The organism is Streptomyces hydrogenans (assembly GCF_014656075.1).
GTDB lineage: Bacteria > Actinomycetota > Actinomycetes > Streptomycetales > Streptomycetaceae > Streptomyces > Streptomyces hydrogenans.
Window position 1 is genome coordinate 59891 of sequence record NZ_BNBS01000018.1, and the last position, 15125, is coordinate 75015.

At 75.2% G+C, this 15125-nt stretch carries 13 protein-coding genes; 7 read left to right on the top strand and 6 right to left on the bottom strand.

Annotated elements, in window-relative coordinates; all coding sequences use genetic code 11:
• The 3 genes from IE321_RS10725 (at position 1) to fxsA (ending at position 3708) form a co-directional block, all read left to right on the top strand.
• Entirely contained in the window at positions 1-1629 is a 1629-nt protein-coding gene (locus tag IE321_RS10725) for an amidohydrolase (protein WP_190222626.1), read from the top strand.
• A gap of 575 nt (positions 1630-2204) precedes the next feature.
• On the top strand, positions 2205-3008 hold the full coding sequence (locus IE321_RS10730; RefSeq protein WP_190222627.1) for a polyprenol monophosphomannose synthase: 804 nt from the start codon (positions 2205-2207) through the stop codon (positions 3006-3008).
• 103 nt (positions 3009-3111) lie between these two features.
• A complete protein-coding gene (fxsA, locus tag IE321_RS10735; protein ID WP_190222628.1) occupies positions 3112-3708 on the top strand; it encodes an FxsA family membrane protein in 597 nt (198 codons plus the stop codon).
• Between the two features lie 134 nt (positions 3709-3842).
• Here the strand turns inward: fxsA and IE321_RS10740 are convergent, their stop codons facing one another.
• From IE321_RS10740 to yczE, 4 genes are all read right to left on the bottom strand, one after another.
• Positions 3843-4217 carry an RNA polymerase-binding protein RbpA gene (locus IE321_RS10740; RefSeq protein WP_015032218.1) on the bottom strand — a complete coding sequence of 125 codons (375 nt, stop codon included), beginning with the start codon at positions 4215-4217 and terminating at the stop codon, positions 3843-3845.
• Positions 4218-4472: 255 nt separating this feature from the next.
• Positions 4473-5855 (bottom strand): MFS transporter, encoded by a 1383-nt coding sequence (locus tag IE321_RS10745; protein WP_226651780.1) that lies wholly within the window; start codon positions 5853-5855, stop codon positions 4473-4475.
• Positions 5856-5905: 50 nt separating this feature from the next.
• A complete protein-coding gene (locus IE321_RS10750; protein WP_043223612.1) occupies positions 5906-6670 on the bottom strand; it encodes a glycerophosphodiester phosphodiesterase family protein in 765 nt (254 codons plus the stop codon).
• Positions 6667-7443: a membrane protein YczE gene (gene yczE, locus IE321_RS10755; protein WP_229916368.1), complete on the bottom strand. Its 777-nt coding sequence runs from the start codon at positions 7441-7443 to the stop codon at positions 6667-6669. The genes IE321_RS10750 and yczE overlap by 4 nt, the downstream gene beginning before the upstream one ends.
• A 133-nt stretch (positions 7444-7576) precedes the next feature.
• On the opposite strand from yczE, the gene IE321_RS10760 reads away from it, so the two are divergent.
• Positions 7577-9076, top strand: a complete 1500-nt coding sequence (locus IE321_RS10760; RefSeq protein WP_043223611.1) for an SCO1417 family PLP biosynthesis transcription factor — start codon at positions 7577-7579, stop codon at positions 9074-9076.
• A gap of 205 nt (positions 9077-9281) precedes the next feature.
• Here IE321_RS10760 and IE321_RS10765 read toward each other — a convergent pair whose 3' ends face one another.
• Entirely contained in the window at positions 9282-10883 is a 1602-nt protein-coding gene (locus IE321_RS10765) for a hypothetical protein (RefSeq protein WP_190222630.1), read from the bottom strand.
• Between the two features lie 37 nt (positions 10884-10920).
• Positions 10921-11115 carry a hypothetical protein gene (locus tag IE321_RS10770; RefSeq protein WP_030493667.1) on the bottom strand — a complete coding sequence of 65 codons (195 nt, stop codon included), beginning with the start codon at positions 11113-11115 and terminating at the stop codon, positions 10921-10923.
• 357 nt (positions 11116-11472) lie between these two features.
• Between IE321_RS10770 and IE321_RS10775 the strand changes: the two genes are divergently transcribed.
• The 3 genes from IE321_RS10775 to IE321_RS10785 all read left to right on the top strand — a co-directional run bounded on the left by IE321_RS10775 (position 11473) and on the right by IE321_RS10785 (position 15117).
• Positions 11473-11865, top strand: a complete 393-nt coding sequence (locus tag IE321_RS10775) for an ankyrin repeat domain-containing protein (RefSeq protein WP_190222631.1) — start codon at positions 11473-11475, stop codon at positions 11863-11865.
• A gap of 277 nt (positions 11866-12142) precedes the next feature.
• Positions 12143-13639 (top strand): HEAT repeat domain-containing protein, encoded by a 1497-nt coding sequence (locus IE321_RS10780; RefSeq protein ID WP_190222632.1) that lies wholly within the window; start codon positions 12143-12145, stop codon positions 13637-13639.
• Between the two features lie 356 nt (positions 13640-13995).
• Positions 13996-15117, top strand: coding sequence for a glycosyltransferase family 4 protein (locus IE321_RS10785; RefSeq protein WP_190222633.1), 1122 nt, complete (start codon positions 13996-13998; stop codon positions 15115-15117).
• Positions 15118-15125: the final 8 nt, after the last annotated feature.

Here is a 15125-nt window from a genome sequence, read left to right on the forward strand (position 1 = left end):
ATGAGCGACACCCTGAACTCCGGCGAACACCGCACCGTGCTCCTGCGCGGTGGAGAAGTCCACAGCCCCGCCGACCCCTTCGCCACCGCCATGGTGGTGGAGCGCGGTCACATCGCCTGGGTGGGGGAGGAAGGCGCCGCCGACGCCTTCGCCGCCGGCGTGGACGAGGTGATCGACCTGGAGGGTGCGCTCGTCACCCCGGCCTTCGTGGACGCCCACGTCCACACCACGGCCACCGGCTTCGCGCTCACCGGCCTCGACCTGTCCGCCGCCGCCTCGCTCGCCGAGGCGGCGGAGCTCATCCGTGCCCACGCCGCCGCCCGCCCCGGGGACCGCATCCTCATCGGGCACGGCTGGGACGCCTCCCGCTGGCCCGAGCGGCGCCCGCTCACCCGCGAGGAGCTGGACGACCTCACCGGCGGCCGCCCGCTCTACCTCACCCGGATCGACGTCCACTCGGCCGTCGTCACCACCGCGCTGCTCGACCTCGTGCCCGGCGTACGGGACCTGGACGGCTTCCACGACGGGCGCGCCCCGCTCACCGGCGACGCCCACCACGCCGTCCGGGCCGCCGCCTTCGCCGCCGTCTCCCCGCTCCAGCGCACCGAGGCCCAGCGCGCCGCCCGCGCCCACGCCGCCTCCCTGGGCATCGGCACCCTCCACGAGTGCGGCGGGCCGCAGATCTCCTCCGAGGACGACTTCACCGGCCTGCTGGACCTCGCCCGCGGCGAGCCCGGCCCCCGGGTGGTGGGCTACTGGGCCGACCTCGACGTCGAGCGGGCCCGCGCGCTCGGCGCCCTCGGCGCGGCCGGCGACCTCTTCGCCGACGGCTCCCTCGGCTCGCACACCGCCTGCCTCCACGAGCCGTACGCGGACTCCGCCGGCCACTCCGGCTCCGCCCACCTGGACGCCGCCGCGATCGCCGCCCACGTCGTGGCCTGCACCGAGACGGGCCTCCAGGCCGGCTTCCACGCCATCGGCGACGCCGCCGTCACGGCCGTCGTCGACGGCGTCCGCGCCGCCGCCGAGAAGCTCGGCCTGGCCCGGATCCGGGCCGCCCGGCACCGCGTCGAGCACGCCGAGATGCTCACCGCGGAGACCGTCGCCGCCTTCGCCGAGCTGGGCCTCACCGCCTCCGTGCAGCCCGCCTTCGACGCCCTGTGGGGCGGCGAGGACGGCATGTACGCCGAGCGCCTCGGCGCCGAGCGGGCCCGCACCCTCAACCCGTACGCGGCGCTGCTGAGGGCCGGCGTGCCGCTCGCCTTCGGCTCGGACAGCCCGGTCACCCCGCTCGACCCCTGGGGGACCGTCCGGGCCGCCGCCTTCCACCACACCCCCGAGCACCGGGTCTCGGTCCGCGCCGCCTTCACCGCCCACACCCGCGGCGGCTGGCGCGCGGTCGGCCGGGACGACGCGGGCACCCTGGTGCCCGGCGCCCCCGCCGACTACGCGATCTGGCGGACCGGCGACCTGGTCGTCCAGGCGCCCGACGACCGGGTGGCCCGCTGGTCCACCGACCCGCGCTCCGGAACGCCCGGTCTGCCCGATCTGTCCCCGGGGGTCGAGCTCCCCGTCTGCCTCCGGACGGTGGTGCACGGACAGACGGTTTTCGTACGACCGAACGAGTGATGTGCCGTTGACGGCCACCCGGATGTACGCACCACGGGTTCGTTCCCGACCTGCGGATCTTCCCGCCCCGCCTGCGGTTTCTCGGGAACCCCGCAGGTCAAACGGGTGTTGACAGCCGACCGCCATGGCCCGGTAGGTTCTCCCGCGTCCACCACAGGACGTCCGACCGGACCGCACCTCCTCGCAGACGCCGACCGCCGCCCGCGCCTCGGCCGCGAGGGAAGGTTTCTCCGGCGGAAGGTGCGACCCGGGTGGGGCCCGGACGTTCAGTAGACAACGGCCTCGTGCCGATCCGCAGCCGGCGGGTCCCGGGTCGGACCGAAGGACGTCGGGCCCCGCACCGCACCCCGTCCCCTCCGGCCCCGCAGGGCCCCCTCTCCCGGTCCCGCCCGGCCCCCTCTCCCGGCGGCCGCACGCCCCCTCCTCCCGGCGCCGCACGGCACCCCCGCCCGCGCGCGCGGCGCCGTACGGCTTCCCCCGCCCCGCCCGGCGCGCCCCGCTCCGCGATCACGTCGCCGGTCTCACACCACCCACGCCACAGGGATACTCCAGGGACCTCGCTAAGGTGGGGGTCCATGTCAGAATCCGAAGGGGCAGTAGTGAACGACGGTGGCCAGAGGCGTTACGGCCCGCTCGGCGACGTGCTGGTGATCATTCCGACCTACAACGAGGCGGACAACATCAGGCCGATCGTCTCGCGTGTACGGGAGGCGGTGCCGGAGGCCCACGTGCTGGTCGCCGACGACAACAGCCCGGACGGCACGGGCAAGTTCGCCGACGAGATCGCCGCCGACGACGACCACGTCCACGTCCTCCACCGCAAGGGCAAGGAAGGGCTGGGCGCCGCCTACCTGGCGGGCTTCGCCTGGGGCATGGAGAACGGCTACGACGTCCTCGTCGAGATGGACGCCGACGGCTCCCACCAGCCGGAGGAGCTGCCCCGGCTGCTCACCGCGCTCAAGGGCGCCGACCTCGTCCTGGGCTCCCGCTGGGTGCCGGGCGGCCGGATCGTGAACTGGCCGAAGTCCCGCGAGTTCATCTCGCGCGGCGGCAGCCTGTACTCGCGCCTCATGCTCGACGTCCCGATCCGGGACGTCACCGGCGGCTACCGGGCCTTCCGCAAGGAGACCCTGCTGGGCCTCGGCCTGGAGGACGTCGCCTCGGCCGGCTACTGCTTCCAGGTCGACCTCGCCCGCCGCGCCGTCGCCACCGGCTTCCACGTCGTCGAGGTGCCCATCACCTTCGTCGAGCGCGAGATCGGCGACTCCAAGATGAGCCGGAACATCGTCGTCGAGGCGCTCTGGCGGGTCACCGGCTGGGGCGTGTCCGCCCGCGCCGAGAAGCTCTCCAAGGCCCTGGGCGGCCGCAAGCGCTCCTGACCCCGGCACCCGTCCCCCCTCCCGTCCGGCCCCCGGAGCCCCGCTCCGGGGGCTGATCTCTCCTTTACGCCGTTCCGGCGGCGGCCCAGGCACACTGGGGGGCATGACGACAGGCGCACCGCCCCCTCTCGCCCCGAAGCGCTCCCGGGCGCGCACCTTCCTCCCGCTGGGCCTCGCCGCCTGGCTGGTCCTGGAGATCTGGCTGCTGACCGTCGTGGCGAACGCGGCCGGCGGGCTGACCGTCCTGCTCCTCCTGATCGGCGGCGCCGTCCTCGGCGCGGCGGTGATCAAGCGGGCCGGCCGCCGGGCCTTCGCCAACCTCACCTCCACCTTCCAGCAGGCCCAGGCCGCCGCGCAGAGCGGCACGGTCCCGGACGCGGCCGACCGCAAGGGCGCCGAGGACCGCAACGGCTTCCTGATGCTGGGCGGGCTGCTCCTGATGATCCCCGGTCTGATCTCGGACGTCGCCGGCCTGCTGCTCCTCGTGCCCCAGGTCCGCACGGCCCTCGGCCGGACCGCGGAGAGGGCCGTCGAGCGCCGGATGGCCGCCGCGTCCCCCGGAAGCCTCCAGGACGCCTTCCAGCAGGCCCGTATCCACCGCCCGGACGGGAAGGTGGTCCAGGGCGAGGTCATCCGCGACGACGCCCCCCAGGGCCCGTACGGCCCCGCCGGCGGGCAGCGCCCGCCGCTGACCCCCTGAGCCGACGACGTACGGGCCCGCGCACTCCGTCCTCGGACGCGCGGGCCCGGCCGCCGGAGGCGCGAGAACGCCGAGGGGCCCGGTACACGGATCGTGTACCGGGCCCCTCGGCGTTGCTCGTGCCGGGCCGTCCGTCAGGCGGACTTGCGGCTGTCGCGCGGATGCACCGCGATGTTCATGGCGCCGGAGCGCAGGACGGCCAGCCTCTCGGCGAGGACCTCCTCCAGCTCCTCACGGGTACGCCGCTCCATGAGCATGTCCCAGTGCGTACGCGCCGGCTTGCCCTTCTTCTCCTCGGGTCCGTCGCCGTCCACCAGGAGAGCCTGGATTCCGCAGACCTTGCATTCCCACTCCGGCGGAATCTCCGCCTCCACCGAGAAGGGCATCTCAAAACGATGGCCCTTCTCGCATGCGTACTCCACGGCCTGGCGCGGGGCCAGATCGATGCCGCGGTCGGTCTCGTAGCTGGTCACCACGAGGCGCGTGCCGCGAAGAGCTCGCTCACTCATGAATCGTGCCTCCCGGGCTTGTCGCCCACAGGACAGGTGTCGCTGTCGTCGTCATCCGGTCAACGTCCGGTCGGCGAGAAAGATTCCCGTTCCGGGTAATGCGTCGCCCGTCGTGCCGCCCCTTGTTGTACCCACCAGTGACCGATTTGTCACATCTGGCGGCAGATGTGACTCGGCGTCTTCACTAAAGCAGCACGCAGTAACGGTCCGCCTGGCAGGCCAAACGCGTACACTACCGGCCTTTCACTTCCGCGTCTAAATTCGTTCGGGTACGACATTCCCCGCCTTCCTCACGGCCTCCCGCACGGGGACCCGCGCGAGCAGCGCGAATCCGGCCACGAAGAAGATCACGAGAGAGATGATGGCAGCTCGATAGCTGTCCGTCAGCTGGTACACGAGCCCGAACATCAGCGGACCCAGCCAGCTCAGCCCGCGGTCGCTCAGTTCGTACGCCGAGAAGTACTCCGCCTCCTTGCCCTCCGGCACCAGGTGGGAGAAGAGCGAGCGGGACAGCGCCTGGGTGCCGCCCATCACGAGGCCGATGGCCGCCGCCAGGCAGAAGAAGAAGACCGGGGCCCCGGCCGGCAGCAGGTACCCGGCCAGGAGGATGACCGTCCACACCACGAGCGCGCCCAGGATCGTCCGCTTGGCGCCGTACGTCCGGGCGAACCGGGCCATCAGCAGGGCGCCCGCCACCGCCAGCACCTGCACGAGCAGCACCGCCGTGATGAGCGTGGTCTTCTCCAGGCCCAGCTCCTTCTCGCCGAAGATCGCCGCCTGCGAGATCACCGTCTGGACCCCGTCGTTGTAGACGAGGTAGGCGAGCAGGAAGGCCAGCGTCAGCGGGTGCCGGCGCATGTCCTTGATCGTCGACCGCAGCTGCCGCCACCCCGCGCCGACCGCTCCGCCGCCGGCCGGCCGGTGCGCGCCGCCGGTCGGGGCCGGCAGCCGCCGGTCGCGCAGCCGCCGCAGCGGGATCACCGCGAAGGCGCCCCACCACAGGCCCGCCGAGGCCAGGCAGATCCGGACCGCCTCGCCCTCCTCCAGGCCGAACGAGGCGTGCCCGGAGTACAGGACGAGGTTGAGCACCAGGACGAGGGCGCCGGAGGTGTAGCCGAAGGCCCAGCCCCGCGAGGAGACCCGGTCCCGCTCGTCCGGGTCGGCGATCTGCGGCAGATAGGCGTTGTAGAGCATCATCGCCACGGCGAAGGAGGCGTTCGCCACGACCAGCAGGAAGGCGCCCAGCAGATAGCGGGTGCCCTCCAGGAAGAACATCCCGGTCGTCGCGCCCGCGCCGAGGTACGCCGCCGCCGCGAGCAGCGGCTTCTTGCGGCCCCAGCGGTCCGCGGCCGCGCTCACCAGCGGCATCGCGATGATGGCCACCACCAGCGAGAAGGACACCGTGTAGGGGAAGAGCGAACCCGGCGCCACGGGGATGCCGAGCGGGTACAGCGTCCCGTCCTCGCCCCCGGCGGCCGTCTCGGCCACCGAGTTCAGGTACGGCCCCAGGAACACGGTCACGACGCTGGTCGAGTAGACGGAGCAGGCGAAGTCGTAGAAGTACCAGCCGCGCTGCTCCCGTCCGCGCTCGGCCGGATCGGTGATGGGCCCCTCAGGACCGGTCGTCTCGGCGGTCACGGCCGCACGCCCCCCTCGCTCGTCCCCGTACCCGGGACGCCCGCTCGGCCTCAGGTCCATGCCCCGCGGGCGGTGAGGACCTCGCGCAGCGTCTCCAGATGATCGGTCATGATGCCATCCACCCCCAGGTCGAGGAGAGACTCCATGCGCCCCGGATCGTTCACGGTCCACACGTGCACCTGGAGCCCGCGCGCGTGCGCCGCCCGGACGAAACGACGGTCCACGACCCGGATCCCGCCCTGCGTCTCCGGGACCTGCGCCGCCACGGCCCCGGCCCGCAGCGGGGCGGGGATCCCCAGCGAGCGCATCCGCAGCGCCGCGACCCCGGTGGCGCCGTACGAGGTCGCCAGGCGGGGGCCCGCGAGCCGCTGCGCCCGCGCCACCCGTGCCTCCGTGAAGGAGCTGACCAGGACCCGGTCCCAGGCGTCGGTGCGGGAGATCAGGTCCACCAGCGGGACCAGCGCCGACTCGGTCTTGAGGTCGACGTTCCAGCGGGCCTCGGGGAACTCCTGGAGCAGGTCCTCGAAGAGCGGCAGCGGCTCCTTGCCCGCCACCCGGGCCTCCCGAACCGCCGCCCACGGCAGGTCGCGGATCCGGCCCCCGGTGTCCGTCACCCGGTCCAGGGTCGCGTCGTGGAAGGCGACTAGCACCCCGTCGGCGGTGGTGTGCACGTCGGTCTCGAAGTAGCGGTAGCCCGCCGCGGCGGCCCGGCGGAAGGCGGCCGCGGTGTTCTCCAGGCCGTCCGCCGTGCCGCCCCGGTGGGCGAAGGGCAGCGGGAGCGGGTGGTCGAGATAGGGGTGGCGTACGCGAGTCACCGCCGCAGTATGGCGCCTTCCGGTGACGCGGGGACGACGGCGGCGTCGACGGCGCCCGGCCCCGGGGTGGCGACGGGCGCGCCGACGGCCGTGGCCCCGGGGGCGGCGTCGGCCGCGGGCTCCGGGGCGGCGCCGGCCGTGGCCTCGGGGGCGGCGTCGGCCGTGGCCTCGGGGACGGCGAAGAAACGGAGGAAGAACTGGGCGAGCGGGCCGATCGACAGCGCGTAGAGGACCGTGCCGACGCCGACGGATCCCCCGAGGAGGAAGCCGGTGGTGACGACCGCGATCTCGATCAGGGTCCGGGTCAGCCGGATCGACCGGCCCGTGAGCCGGTGCAGCCCGGTCATCAGGCCGTCCCGCGGACCGGGGCCGAAACGGGCGGCGATGTACAGGCCGGTGGCCACGCCGTTCAGCACGATGCCCAGGGCCAGGAGCGCGATCCGGGCGGGCAGGCCGTGGATCTCCGGGACCAGCGCCAGCGTGCCGTCCATCGCCAGGCCGATCACGAACACGTTCGAGACCGTGCCGAGGCCCGGGCGCTGCCGGATCGGGATCCACAGCAGCAGCACGACCGCGCCGACGACGATCGACACCACCCCGATCGTCAGCCCCGTGCGCTCGGCCAGGCCCTGGTGCAGCACGCCCCACGGCTCCAGGCCCAGCCCCGCCAGGACCAGCAGCGCCGAGCTGATCCCGTACAGCGTCAGGCCGACGTAGAGCTGGACCAGCCGACGGGTCAGATGCCGGCCGCGAGTGCCGGAGGCGATGGACATGGACGTGCCCCCCTGGGGTGGTGACGGGTGTGGAACGCGGCCCGGTGTGGTGACGGTGGACCGACTCATGCCACTCTGTGGCGGGAGAACGGAAGCCAACCATGGCCAATTCGAGGAAGGTGGACTGATTTCCATGGCTCAGTGGACTTCGGCCGTCGGGGCCGCCCAGCTCGCGCGGCAGCTCCAGGCGCAGCAGCCCCGCCCGGCGGGCCCCGGCGCGCGGAAGCCGCCCGCCTACCGGGCCCTGGCCGACGGCATCCGGCTGCTCGTCCTGGAGGGCCGGGTGCCGGTCGCCGCCCGGCTGCCCGCCGAGCGCGAGCTCGCCCTGTCGCTCACCGTCAGCCGCACGACCGTGGCCGCCGCCTACGAGGCGCTGCGCACGGAGGGCTTCCTGGAGTCCCGGCGCGGGGCCGGCAGCTGGACCGCCGTCCCGGCCGGCAACCCGCTGCCCGCGCGCGGCCTCGAACCGCTGCCCCCGGAGACCCTCGGCTCCCTCATCGACCTCGGCTGCGCGGCCCTCCCCGCGCCCGAGCCCTGGCTGACCCGCAGCGTCCAGGGCGCCCTGGAGGAGCTGCCGCCGTACGCGCACACCCACGGCGACTACCCCGCCGGGTTGCCCGCGCTGCGCGCCACGCTCGCCGAGCGCTACACCGCCCGCGGCATCCCGACCATGCCCGAGCAGATCATGGTCACCACCGGCGCGATGGGCGCCATCGACGCCATCTGCCACCTCTTCGCCGGGCGCGGCGAGCGGATCGCCGTCGAGTCGCCCTCGTACGCCAACATCCTCCAGCTCATGCGGGAGGCCGGCGCCCGGCTGGTCCCCGTCGCCATGTCCGAGGGGCTCGGCAGCTGGGACCTCGGCCGCTGGCGCCAGGTGCTGCGCGACGCCGCGCCCCGCCTCGCGTACGTCGTCGCCGACTTCCACAACCCGACCGGCGCCCTGGCCGACGAGGACCAGCGGCGGGGGCTCGTGGAGGCCGCCCGCGCGGCCGGCACGGTCCTGGTCGTCGACGAGACCATGACCGAGCTGCACCTCGACGACGACGTGCGGATGCCCCGGCCGGTCTGCGCCTTCGACCCGGCCGGCTCCACGGTCCTCACCGTCGGCTCGGCCAGCAAGGCGTTCTGGGCCGGGATGCGGATCGGCTGGGTCCGCGCCGCGCCGGACGTCATCCGCTCCCTGGTCGCCGCCCGCGCCTACGCCGACCTCGGCACCCCGGTCCTGGAGCAGCTCGGCGTCAACTGGCTGATGCGCACCGGCGGCTGGGAGGAGGCGGTCGCCCTGCGCCGGGCCCAGGCGCGGGAGAACCGGGACGCGCTCGTCGCCGCGGTCCGCAGGGAGCTGCCGGAGTGGGAGTTCGAGGTGCCGCGGGGCGGTCTGACGCTCTGGGTGCGCACCGGCGGGCTCTCCGGTTCCCGGCTGGCCGAGGCGGGCGAGCGGGTCGGCGTCCGGGTGCCCTCGGGCCCCCGCTTCGGCGTCGACGGCGCCTTCGAGGGGTACATCCGGCTTCCGTTCACGGTCGGCGGCCCGGTCGCCGAGGAGGCCGCGTCCCGGCTCGCCGCCGCCGCCCGGCTGGTGGAGTCCGGTCTCGGCGGGGGAGCGGAGGCGCCCCGGACGTTCGTGGCGTGACCCGGACGTGCCCGCTCCGGACGTTCGTGGCGTGAGACCCGGACGTACCCGCCCCCGGGCCTCCGGGGGCCGACGCGGACGGCGGGCCACCCGTGCGGGGCCCGCCCCCGATCGGCGTGCCCACGCGCGCGTGCGGACGGCGAAGGCCGGTACGGACCCGAGGTCCGTACCGGCCTTCGCCGTCCGCGGGGCCGGAGCCGGGGCGTCAGCCCTCCGCCGGGACCGGGGTGTGCAGGGGGAAGGGGCCGGGGGTCGGCTCGGCCGCCGCCTCCGGGACCTTCTCCAGCGCCACCGTGGCGGCCGCCCGCCGCTCCGGCAGCAGGTCGAGGACGGCCTGCCGGTCGGTGTCGCCGACGGCGTCGTCGTACGGGTCGGGCGTGGCCGGCACCTGGAGCCGCAGGACCGGGCCGGCGCCGAGCCGGGCGTAGCCGCGGCCCGGCGGCACCTGCGGGGTCGGGGTGGTGTGCGGCGCGGCGCCCAGCACCGCGGCGATCTGCTCGGGGGAGCCGGGGCCGAGCACCACGCGGGCGCGGGTGTGCGCGCGTACCCCCTCGTGGAGGGCGTCGGCCGTGTCGAACTGCTCCGCCACCACCACCGTCACCTGCGCCGCCCGGCCGTGCCGCAGCGGCACCTGGAGCAGTTCCTGGGGGTCGGGGCGGCCCTCGGCGGCGGCCAGGTGGCCCAGCGCGCCGGGGCGGTCGAGGAGGATCCACAGCGGGCGGCGGGTGTCCGCCGGGGCCGGGTGGCCGGCCTGCCGGGCGCGGTTGGCGGAGATCAGCCGCCGCTCGGTCTCGTGGGAGGCCCATTCCAGGCTCTCCAGGGCTCCCGGCAGCTCGCTCTCGACACCGAGGACGCCGTCGCGGCCGACCAGGCAGGCGTACTCGCCGGCGCCCGCCCCGTCCACGATGAGCACGTCGCCGTGCGCCAGGGCCTGGAGCGCGAGCGAGCGCAGCAGGGAGGTGGTGCCGCTGCCGGGCTGTCCGACGACGAGCAGGTGCGGCTCGGTGGAGCGGGGGCCGGTGCGCCAGACGACGGCCGGGGCGTCCTCGGAGCCGTCGGCGGAGACGACCGGGACGGTCCGCTGCACGGCGTCGGCGTCGGTGAAGCCGAGCACGGTCTCGCCCGGGGCGGTGACGAAGCGCTGGGCGGCGATGGTGGTCGGGAGGGCGGGCAGCACGTGCATGACGAGCCGGTTGCCCTCCTCGTCCCAGTCGAAGAGGTACTCGCGGCCGCGTCCCGACTTGGCGTGGAGCAGCTGCTCGATCCGGGCGCGGGAGGCGGGCTCGCCGTCGGTGAAGTAGGGCGGGTAGGAGATGCGCAGCCGCGTGAGGCGGCCGTCGTCGTCGAAGGCGTGGTCGCCGAAGGCCCCGGCCCAGTCGCCGCCGTGGGCGAAGAGCGGCTCGGGGTCCTCGGGGACGGAGAAGTACGGCACCAGGGCCTCGTACAGGCCCTTGAGCCGGGCCGCCTCCGCCTCGTCGGGGCCGGTCTTCACGACCGGTTTCTCACGCCCCTTCCACGCGGCGGCGCCCATGAGCGCGACGAGCGCGAGCAGCGGCCCGTACGGCACGAGGGCGACGACCAGGACGCAGGCCGCGACCAGGAACAGCGTGGGACCGCGCCGTTCCTTGGGGGTCGCGGCCCACTTGGCGCGCGCGGCGGCGGCCAGTTTCCGCAGACCGCGGGAGACCGTGATCAGCGGGTGGAGCACGTCGGTGGCGCTGTCGGCGGCCGACCGCGCGATCTCTCGGCTGCGCGCGAGCTGCGCGCTGCCGCTGCTCAGAATGCGGGGGAGTGGTCGCGGGGCCACGTCGTACTCCTGGAGTGGTGGAAGGGGGTGAGAGGCGTCAGAACTTGATTCCGCCCAGCAGGCCGGCCAGGCTCTGGCCGCCCGCGGTGATGCTCGGTGCGATGGCGGTGCCCGCCAGATAGAAGCCGAAGAGCGCGCAGACGAGGGCGTGCGAGGCCTTGAGGCCGTCCTTCTTGAAGAACAGGAAGCAGATGATGCCGAGCAGGACCACGCCTGAGATGGACAGGATCATTGGGTGTTCTCCTGGTTGAGGGGACAGTCACGATGAGTCCTTCCAGGTTCACGGCAAGTATCTATGTGACTAAAGGTGCATTCGGGTGAATGGCGGGCGTTTTCACTTGACCGGCGGACGTTGACCGCCGCCCCGGGTGGCGAAACCGCCGAAGTGGGGTAAGGGGGCGGGGAGAGGCGCCGGTCACGGGTGGTGGACGCCGTGATCCTTGCCTCGGCCGGACGCGGTCATGTCACCGCGAGGGCAGTACCCTGTCGATTCACTCGTACGGCCGCGCTTGCCGTGCGCAGGTCAAGGGCAGGCGGTACCGGGCGGCACGCGCGGGACGCAGGCGGAGCACGGAAGGCGGTTGTGAAAATGAGCGAGACCCCGGACCCCGAGGTCGTCGAGCTGGCGTCGAAGGTCTTCGACCTGGCGCGCACCGGCGACGCCGCCGCACTCGCCGCCTACGTCGACGCGGGCGTCCCCGCGAACCTCACCAACGACCGGGGCGACACCCTCGTCATGCTCGCCGCCTACCACGGCCACGCCGCCGCGGTCGCCGCCCTCCTGGAGCGCGGCGCCGACGCCGACCGCGCCAACGACCGCGGCCAGACCCCGCTCGCCGGAGCCGTCTTCAAGGGCGAGGACGCCGTCGTCCGCGCCCTCCTCGCCGGCGGGGCGAATCCGGAGTCCGGCGCTCCGTCCGCCCTGGACACCGCCCGCATGTTCGGCAAGACCGAACTCCTGGAGCTCTTCACCACCCGGTGAACGAGGCCTGAACCCCAGGTGGGAACGGTGCCGTAAATGTGGTCGCGGCGCTGGAGACGGTCGGTCATCATGACGACAAGCCCGGCCGTCCGACCGGGCCACGGACGAGAGGCAGAGGAAGATGAGCAGCGCGCACAAGCGACGTACGACGGACGGCCCGACGGCATGTTGTCCCGCGGCCTACTAGGGCGGCCACCGCGCGGACGGGCCCAGCGCCCGACCCGGTCCACCCCGGTCCACCCCGTCGTGTCGACAGCTTGATGTGAGGCGTCTTCCCATGTTCGAACCAGCCATAGCGCCGAGCGGCACCCTGCTCGGTCTGCTGCAGAGGGGCCGCGGCGACGGCACCCTGCACGCCCTCGCCGCCCCCCGTGCCGAGGCCCTCGCGGCCCTCGACCAGTGCGTGCTCGCCGACCCCCGCCACGACTGGCGGGTCGAGAACCGCTCCCTCTACTACGCCCGGCTCTACCTCGACCTCCACGGAGGTCTGGAGGCCGTCGAGGCGCACCTCTTCGCCGCCGAGGACCACCTCGACACCGAGGAGCACCGCACCGGGCTCGCCCTCGCCGTCCTCGGCCACCTGGCCTCCTACGGCCGCCACGACGCCCTGCTGCTCCTCCGGCGCTACGCGGCCACCGGCGCCAACTGGACCTGGGCCCTCGACGAGCTCGCGCTCCGCGACGACGACGCGGGGCTGCGCTCGCTCGCCGAGCCCGTCCTCGCCCGCTTCCCCCGGGACGAGGAGGGCGAGACCCGGCTCGCCGGCACCGTCCGCGACGCCTTCGAGCCCCGCCCCTGGCGGCTGTGGGCCGAGGACCGGCGCGACGCCGTCGGCGCCCGCGTCCGCGCCGCCCAGGAACACGGCTCCTTCGACCGCTGGCAGCGGCAGCTGCGCCCCGCCGGGCCCCGCCCCGGCTGGAGCGTCCGCGCCGTCCTCGACTGGGCCCAGGAGGGATACGGCCGCGGCGCCGACCTCGCCGGTCCCGCCGCCCGCTGCCAGGCCGCCGTGGCCGGTCCCGAGGACCGCCCCGAGCTGCTGGCCGCCGCCCGCAAGGGCGACCCCGGGGCCCGGGCCGCCGGCCTGCACCACCTGGCCGCCACCCGCGACCCCGCCGTCCTCGACCTCGTCGAAGCCGCCGCCGACGCCGTACACCCCCTCGATACGGCCGCCGGCACCGCGCACGGACAGGCCGGGCCTTACGCCGACGTCCCCGGGGCCGTCGACCGGGACGCGCTGGCCGTCGCCCGGGCCGCCGTCACCGCCTACCTCCGCATGTGCGGCGAGGACGCGGTCGCCCGCGCCCGCGCCTGGATCCACCGCACCGACCCCCTCGGCGCGGCGGCCGGCGAGACCCTCGCCACGCGCGGCGAGGACCGCGACGCCGGCCTGGTCCTCGGCGCCCTGCGCACCGCCATCCGCACCACCGGGCCCGACGCGGCCGTCCTCGGCACCCTCGTCGACGGCGCCGGCCGGCTCGGCATCGCCTGCGCGGCCCCCGTGCTGCGCCACGTCTACCGGGAGACGTCCTCCTCCCAGCTGCGCGGCCGCACGGCCCGCGCCCTCGCGGCCACCGACCCCTCCTTCGCGAGCGGCTTCGCCGTCGAGTGCCTCTGGGACTGCGAGGAGACCACCCGCGAGATCGCGGCCCAGCACGCCGAGACGGCCGACGCGCGCGTGGCCGAGCGATTGCGCCGCCTCGCCGCCGACCCGGCCGAGGAGGTCGAGGTCCAGACGGCGGTCCGCAACCGCATCGGTCCCGACCTCCAGGTCTGACCCGGCCCCACCACCGCCCCGCCCCGGGGCGGCGCGGCCCCCGGCGACACCCCGCCGAGCGTGGCCCCGCCCCGGGACCGGACGCCCCCCTCACGTCCGTACGGCTCCGGGGCCGCCGCACGCGTCGGGGCGGCCGTACGGCTCCGCGTCCTGCGGCCCGGCACCGGATCCGGAGCCGCGGGGCCGGCCCGCCGGACGACCCCTGGCCCGCCGCACCGTACGGCGCCCCCGTACGGCGCCCGGTCCGCGTATCGGAACCCGGTCCCGCGACCGGGGCGGGAAAAGCTCACGGGACGTTCCCCCGGCGTCCAGATCCACGTCGGCGGGGACACGTCGGGCGCGACGAGAACACCCGTATGCGTGTCGTCATCGTCACCGAATCCTTCCCTCCCGACATCAACGGTGTGGCGCACTGCGCCCTCCAGACCGCGCGCCACCTCGTCCGCCGGGGCCACCGGCCCCTCGTGATCGCCCCGGCCGTCCCCGACCCCGCCGCCGACGCCGACGCGCCGTGCCCGGTGGTCCGGGTCCCGTCCCTGCCGCTGCCCGGCTACGCCCAGGTGCGGGTCGCCCTCCCCAGCCGTCGCGTCGCCGCGGCCATCGCCGCCCACCGCGCCGACCTCGTCCACCTGGCCGGCCCCTTCGTCCTCGGCGTCCGGGCCATGGCCGCCGCCACCCGCCTCGGGCTGCCCGCCGTCGCCGTCTACCAGACCGACCTCGCCGGCTACGCCCGCACCTACGTCGGCACCGGCGAGGGCACGGCCTGGCGCCGGCTCCGGACGGTGCACGGCGCGGCGGACCGCACCCTCGCCCCCTCCAGGGCCGCCCGCCGCGACCTGGAGGCCCACGGCATCGAGCGGATACGCCTCTGGGGCCGGGGCGTCGACACCGTCCGCTTCCACCCCGCCCACCGCGACCCCGCGCTGCGCCGGGAGCTCGCCCCCGACGGCGAACTCCTCGTCGGATACGTCGGCCGGCTCGCCCCCGAGAAGCGCGTGGACCTCCTCGCCGCCGCCGGGGGACTCCCCGGCGTCCGGCTCGTGGTCGTCGGCGACGGGCCCAGCGGCCCCGGACTGCGCGCCCGCCTCCCGCACGCCCGCTTCCTCGGCCGCCGCACCGGCGACGACCTCGCCCGGATCTTCGCCTCGCTCGACGTCTTCGCCCACACCGGCCCCCACGAGACGTTCTGCCAGACCGTCCAGGAGGCCATGGCCAGCGGGCTCCCGGTGATCGCCCCGGCCGCCGGCGGCCCGCTCGACCTCGTCGCCCACCGGCGCACCGGCCTCCTGGTGCCCCCGGAGGACCCCGACGCCCTCCGCGAGGCCGTCGCCGCCCTCGCCGCCGCGCCCGGCCTGCGCGCCGCCTACGGCAGGGCCGGACGGGCCGAGGTGGCGGGCCGCACCTGGGAGGCCCTCGGCGACGAGCTCATCGGGCACTACCTGGAGGTCCTGCGCGAGCGGACGGCGGTGGCGGCGTGAACGGGCGG

Excerpts from the sequence above, each read along its gene's own strand:
- IE321_RS10775 (WP_190222631.1), top strand. The coding sequence starts at position 11,473 with ATGAGCGAGACCCCGGACCCCGAGGTCGTCGAGCTGGCGTCGAAGGTC.
- IE321_RS10740 (WP_015032218.1), bottom strand. The coding sequence starts at position 4,217 with ATGAGTGAGCGAGCTCTTCGCGGCACGCGCCTCGTGGTGACCAGCTAC.
- IE321_RS10780 (WP_190222632.1), top strand. The coding sequence starts at position 12,143 with ATGTTCGAACCAGCCATAGCGCCGAGCGGCACCCTGCTCGGTCTGCTG.
- IE321_RS10785 (WP_190222633.1), top strand. The coding sequence starts at position 13,996 with ATGCGTGTCGTCATCGTCACCGAATCCTTCCCTCCCGACATCAACGGT.
- IE321_RS10760 (WP_043223611.1), top strand. The coding sequence starts at position 7,577 with ATGGCTCAGTGGACTTCGGCCGTCGGGGCCGCCCAGCTCGCGCGGCAG.
- yczE (WP_229916368.1), bottom strand. The coding sequence starts at position 7,443 with ATGTCCATCGCCTCCGGCACTCGCGGCCGGCATCTGACCCGTCGGCTG.
- IE321_RS10725 (WP_190222626.1), top strand. The coding sequence starts at position 1 with ATGAGCGACACCCTGAACTCCGGCGAACACCGCACCGTGCTCCTGCGC.
- IE321_RS10770 (WP_030493667.1), bottom strand. The coding sequence starts at position 11,115 with ATGATCCTGTCCATCTCAGGCGTGGTCCTGCTCGGCATCATCTGCTTC.
- fxsA (WP_190222628.1), top strand. The coding sequence starts at position 3,112 with ATGACGACAGGCGCACCGCCCCCTCTCGCCCCGAAGCGCTCCCGGGCG.
- IE321_RS10730 (WP_190222627.1), top strand. The coding sequence starts at position 2,205 with ATGTCAGAATCCGAAGGGGCAGTAGTGAACGACGGTGGCCAGAGGCGT.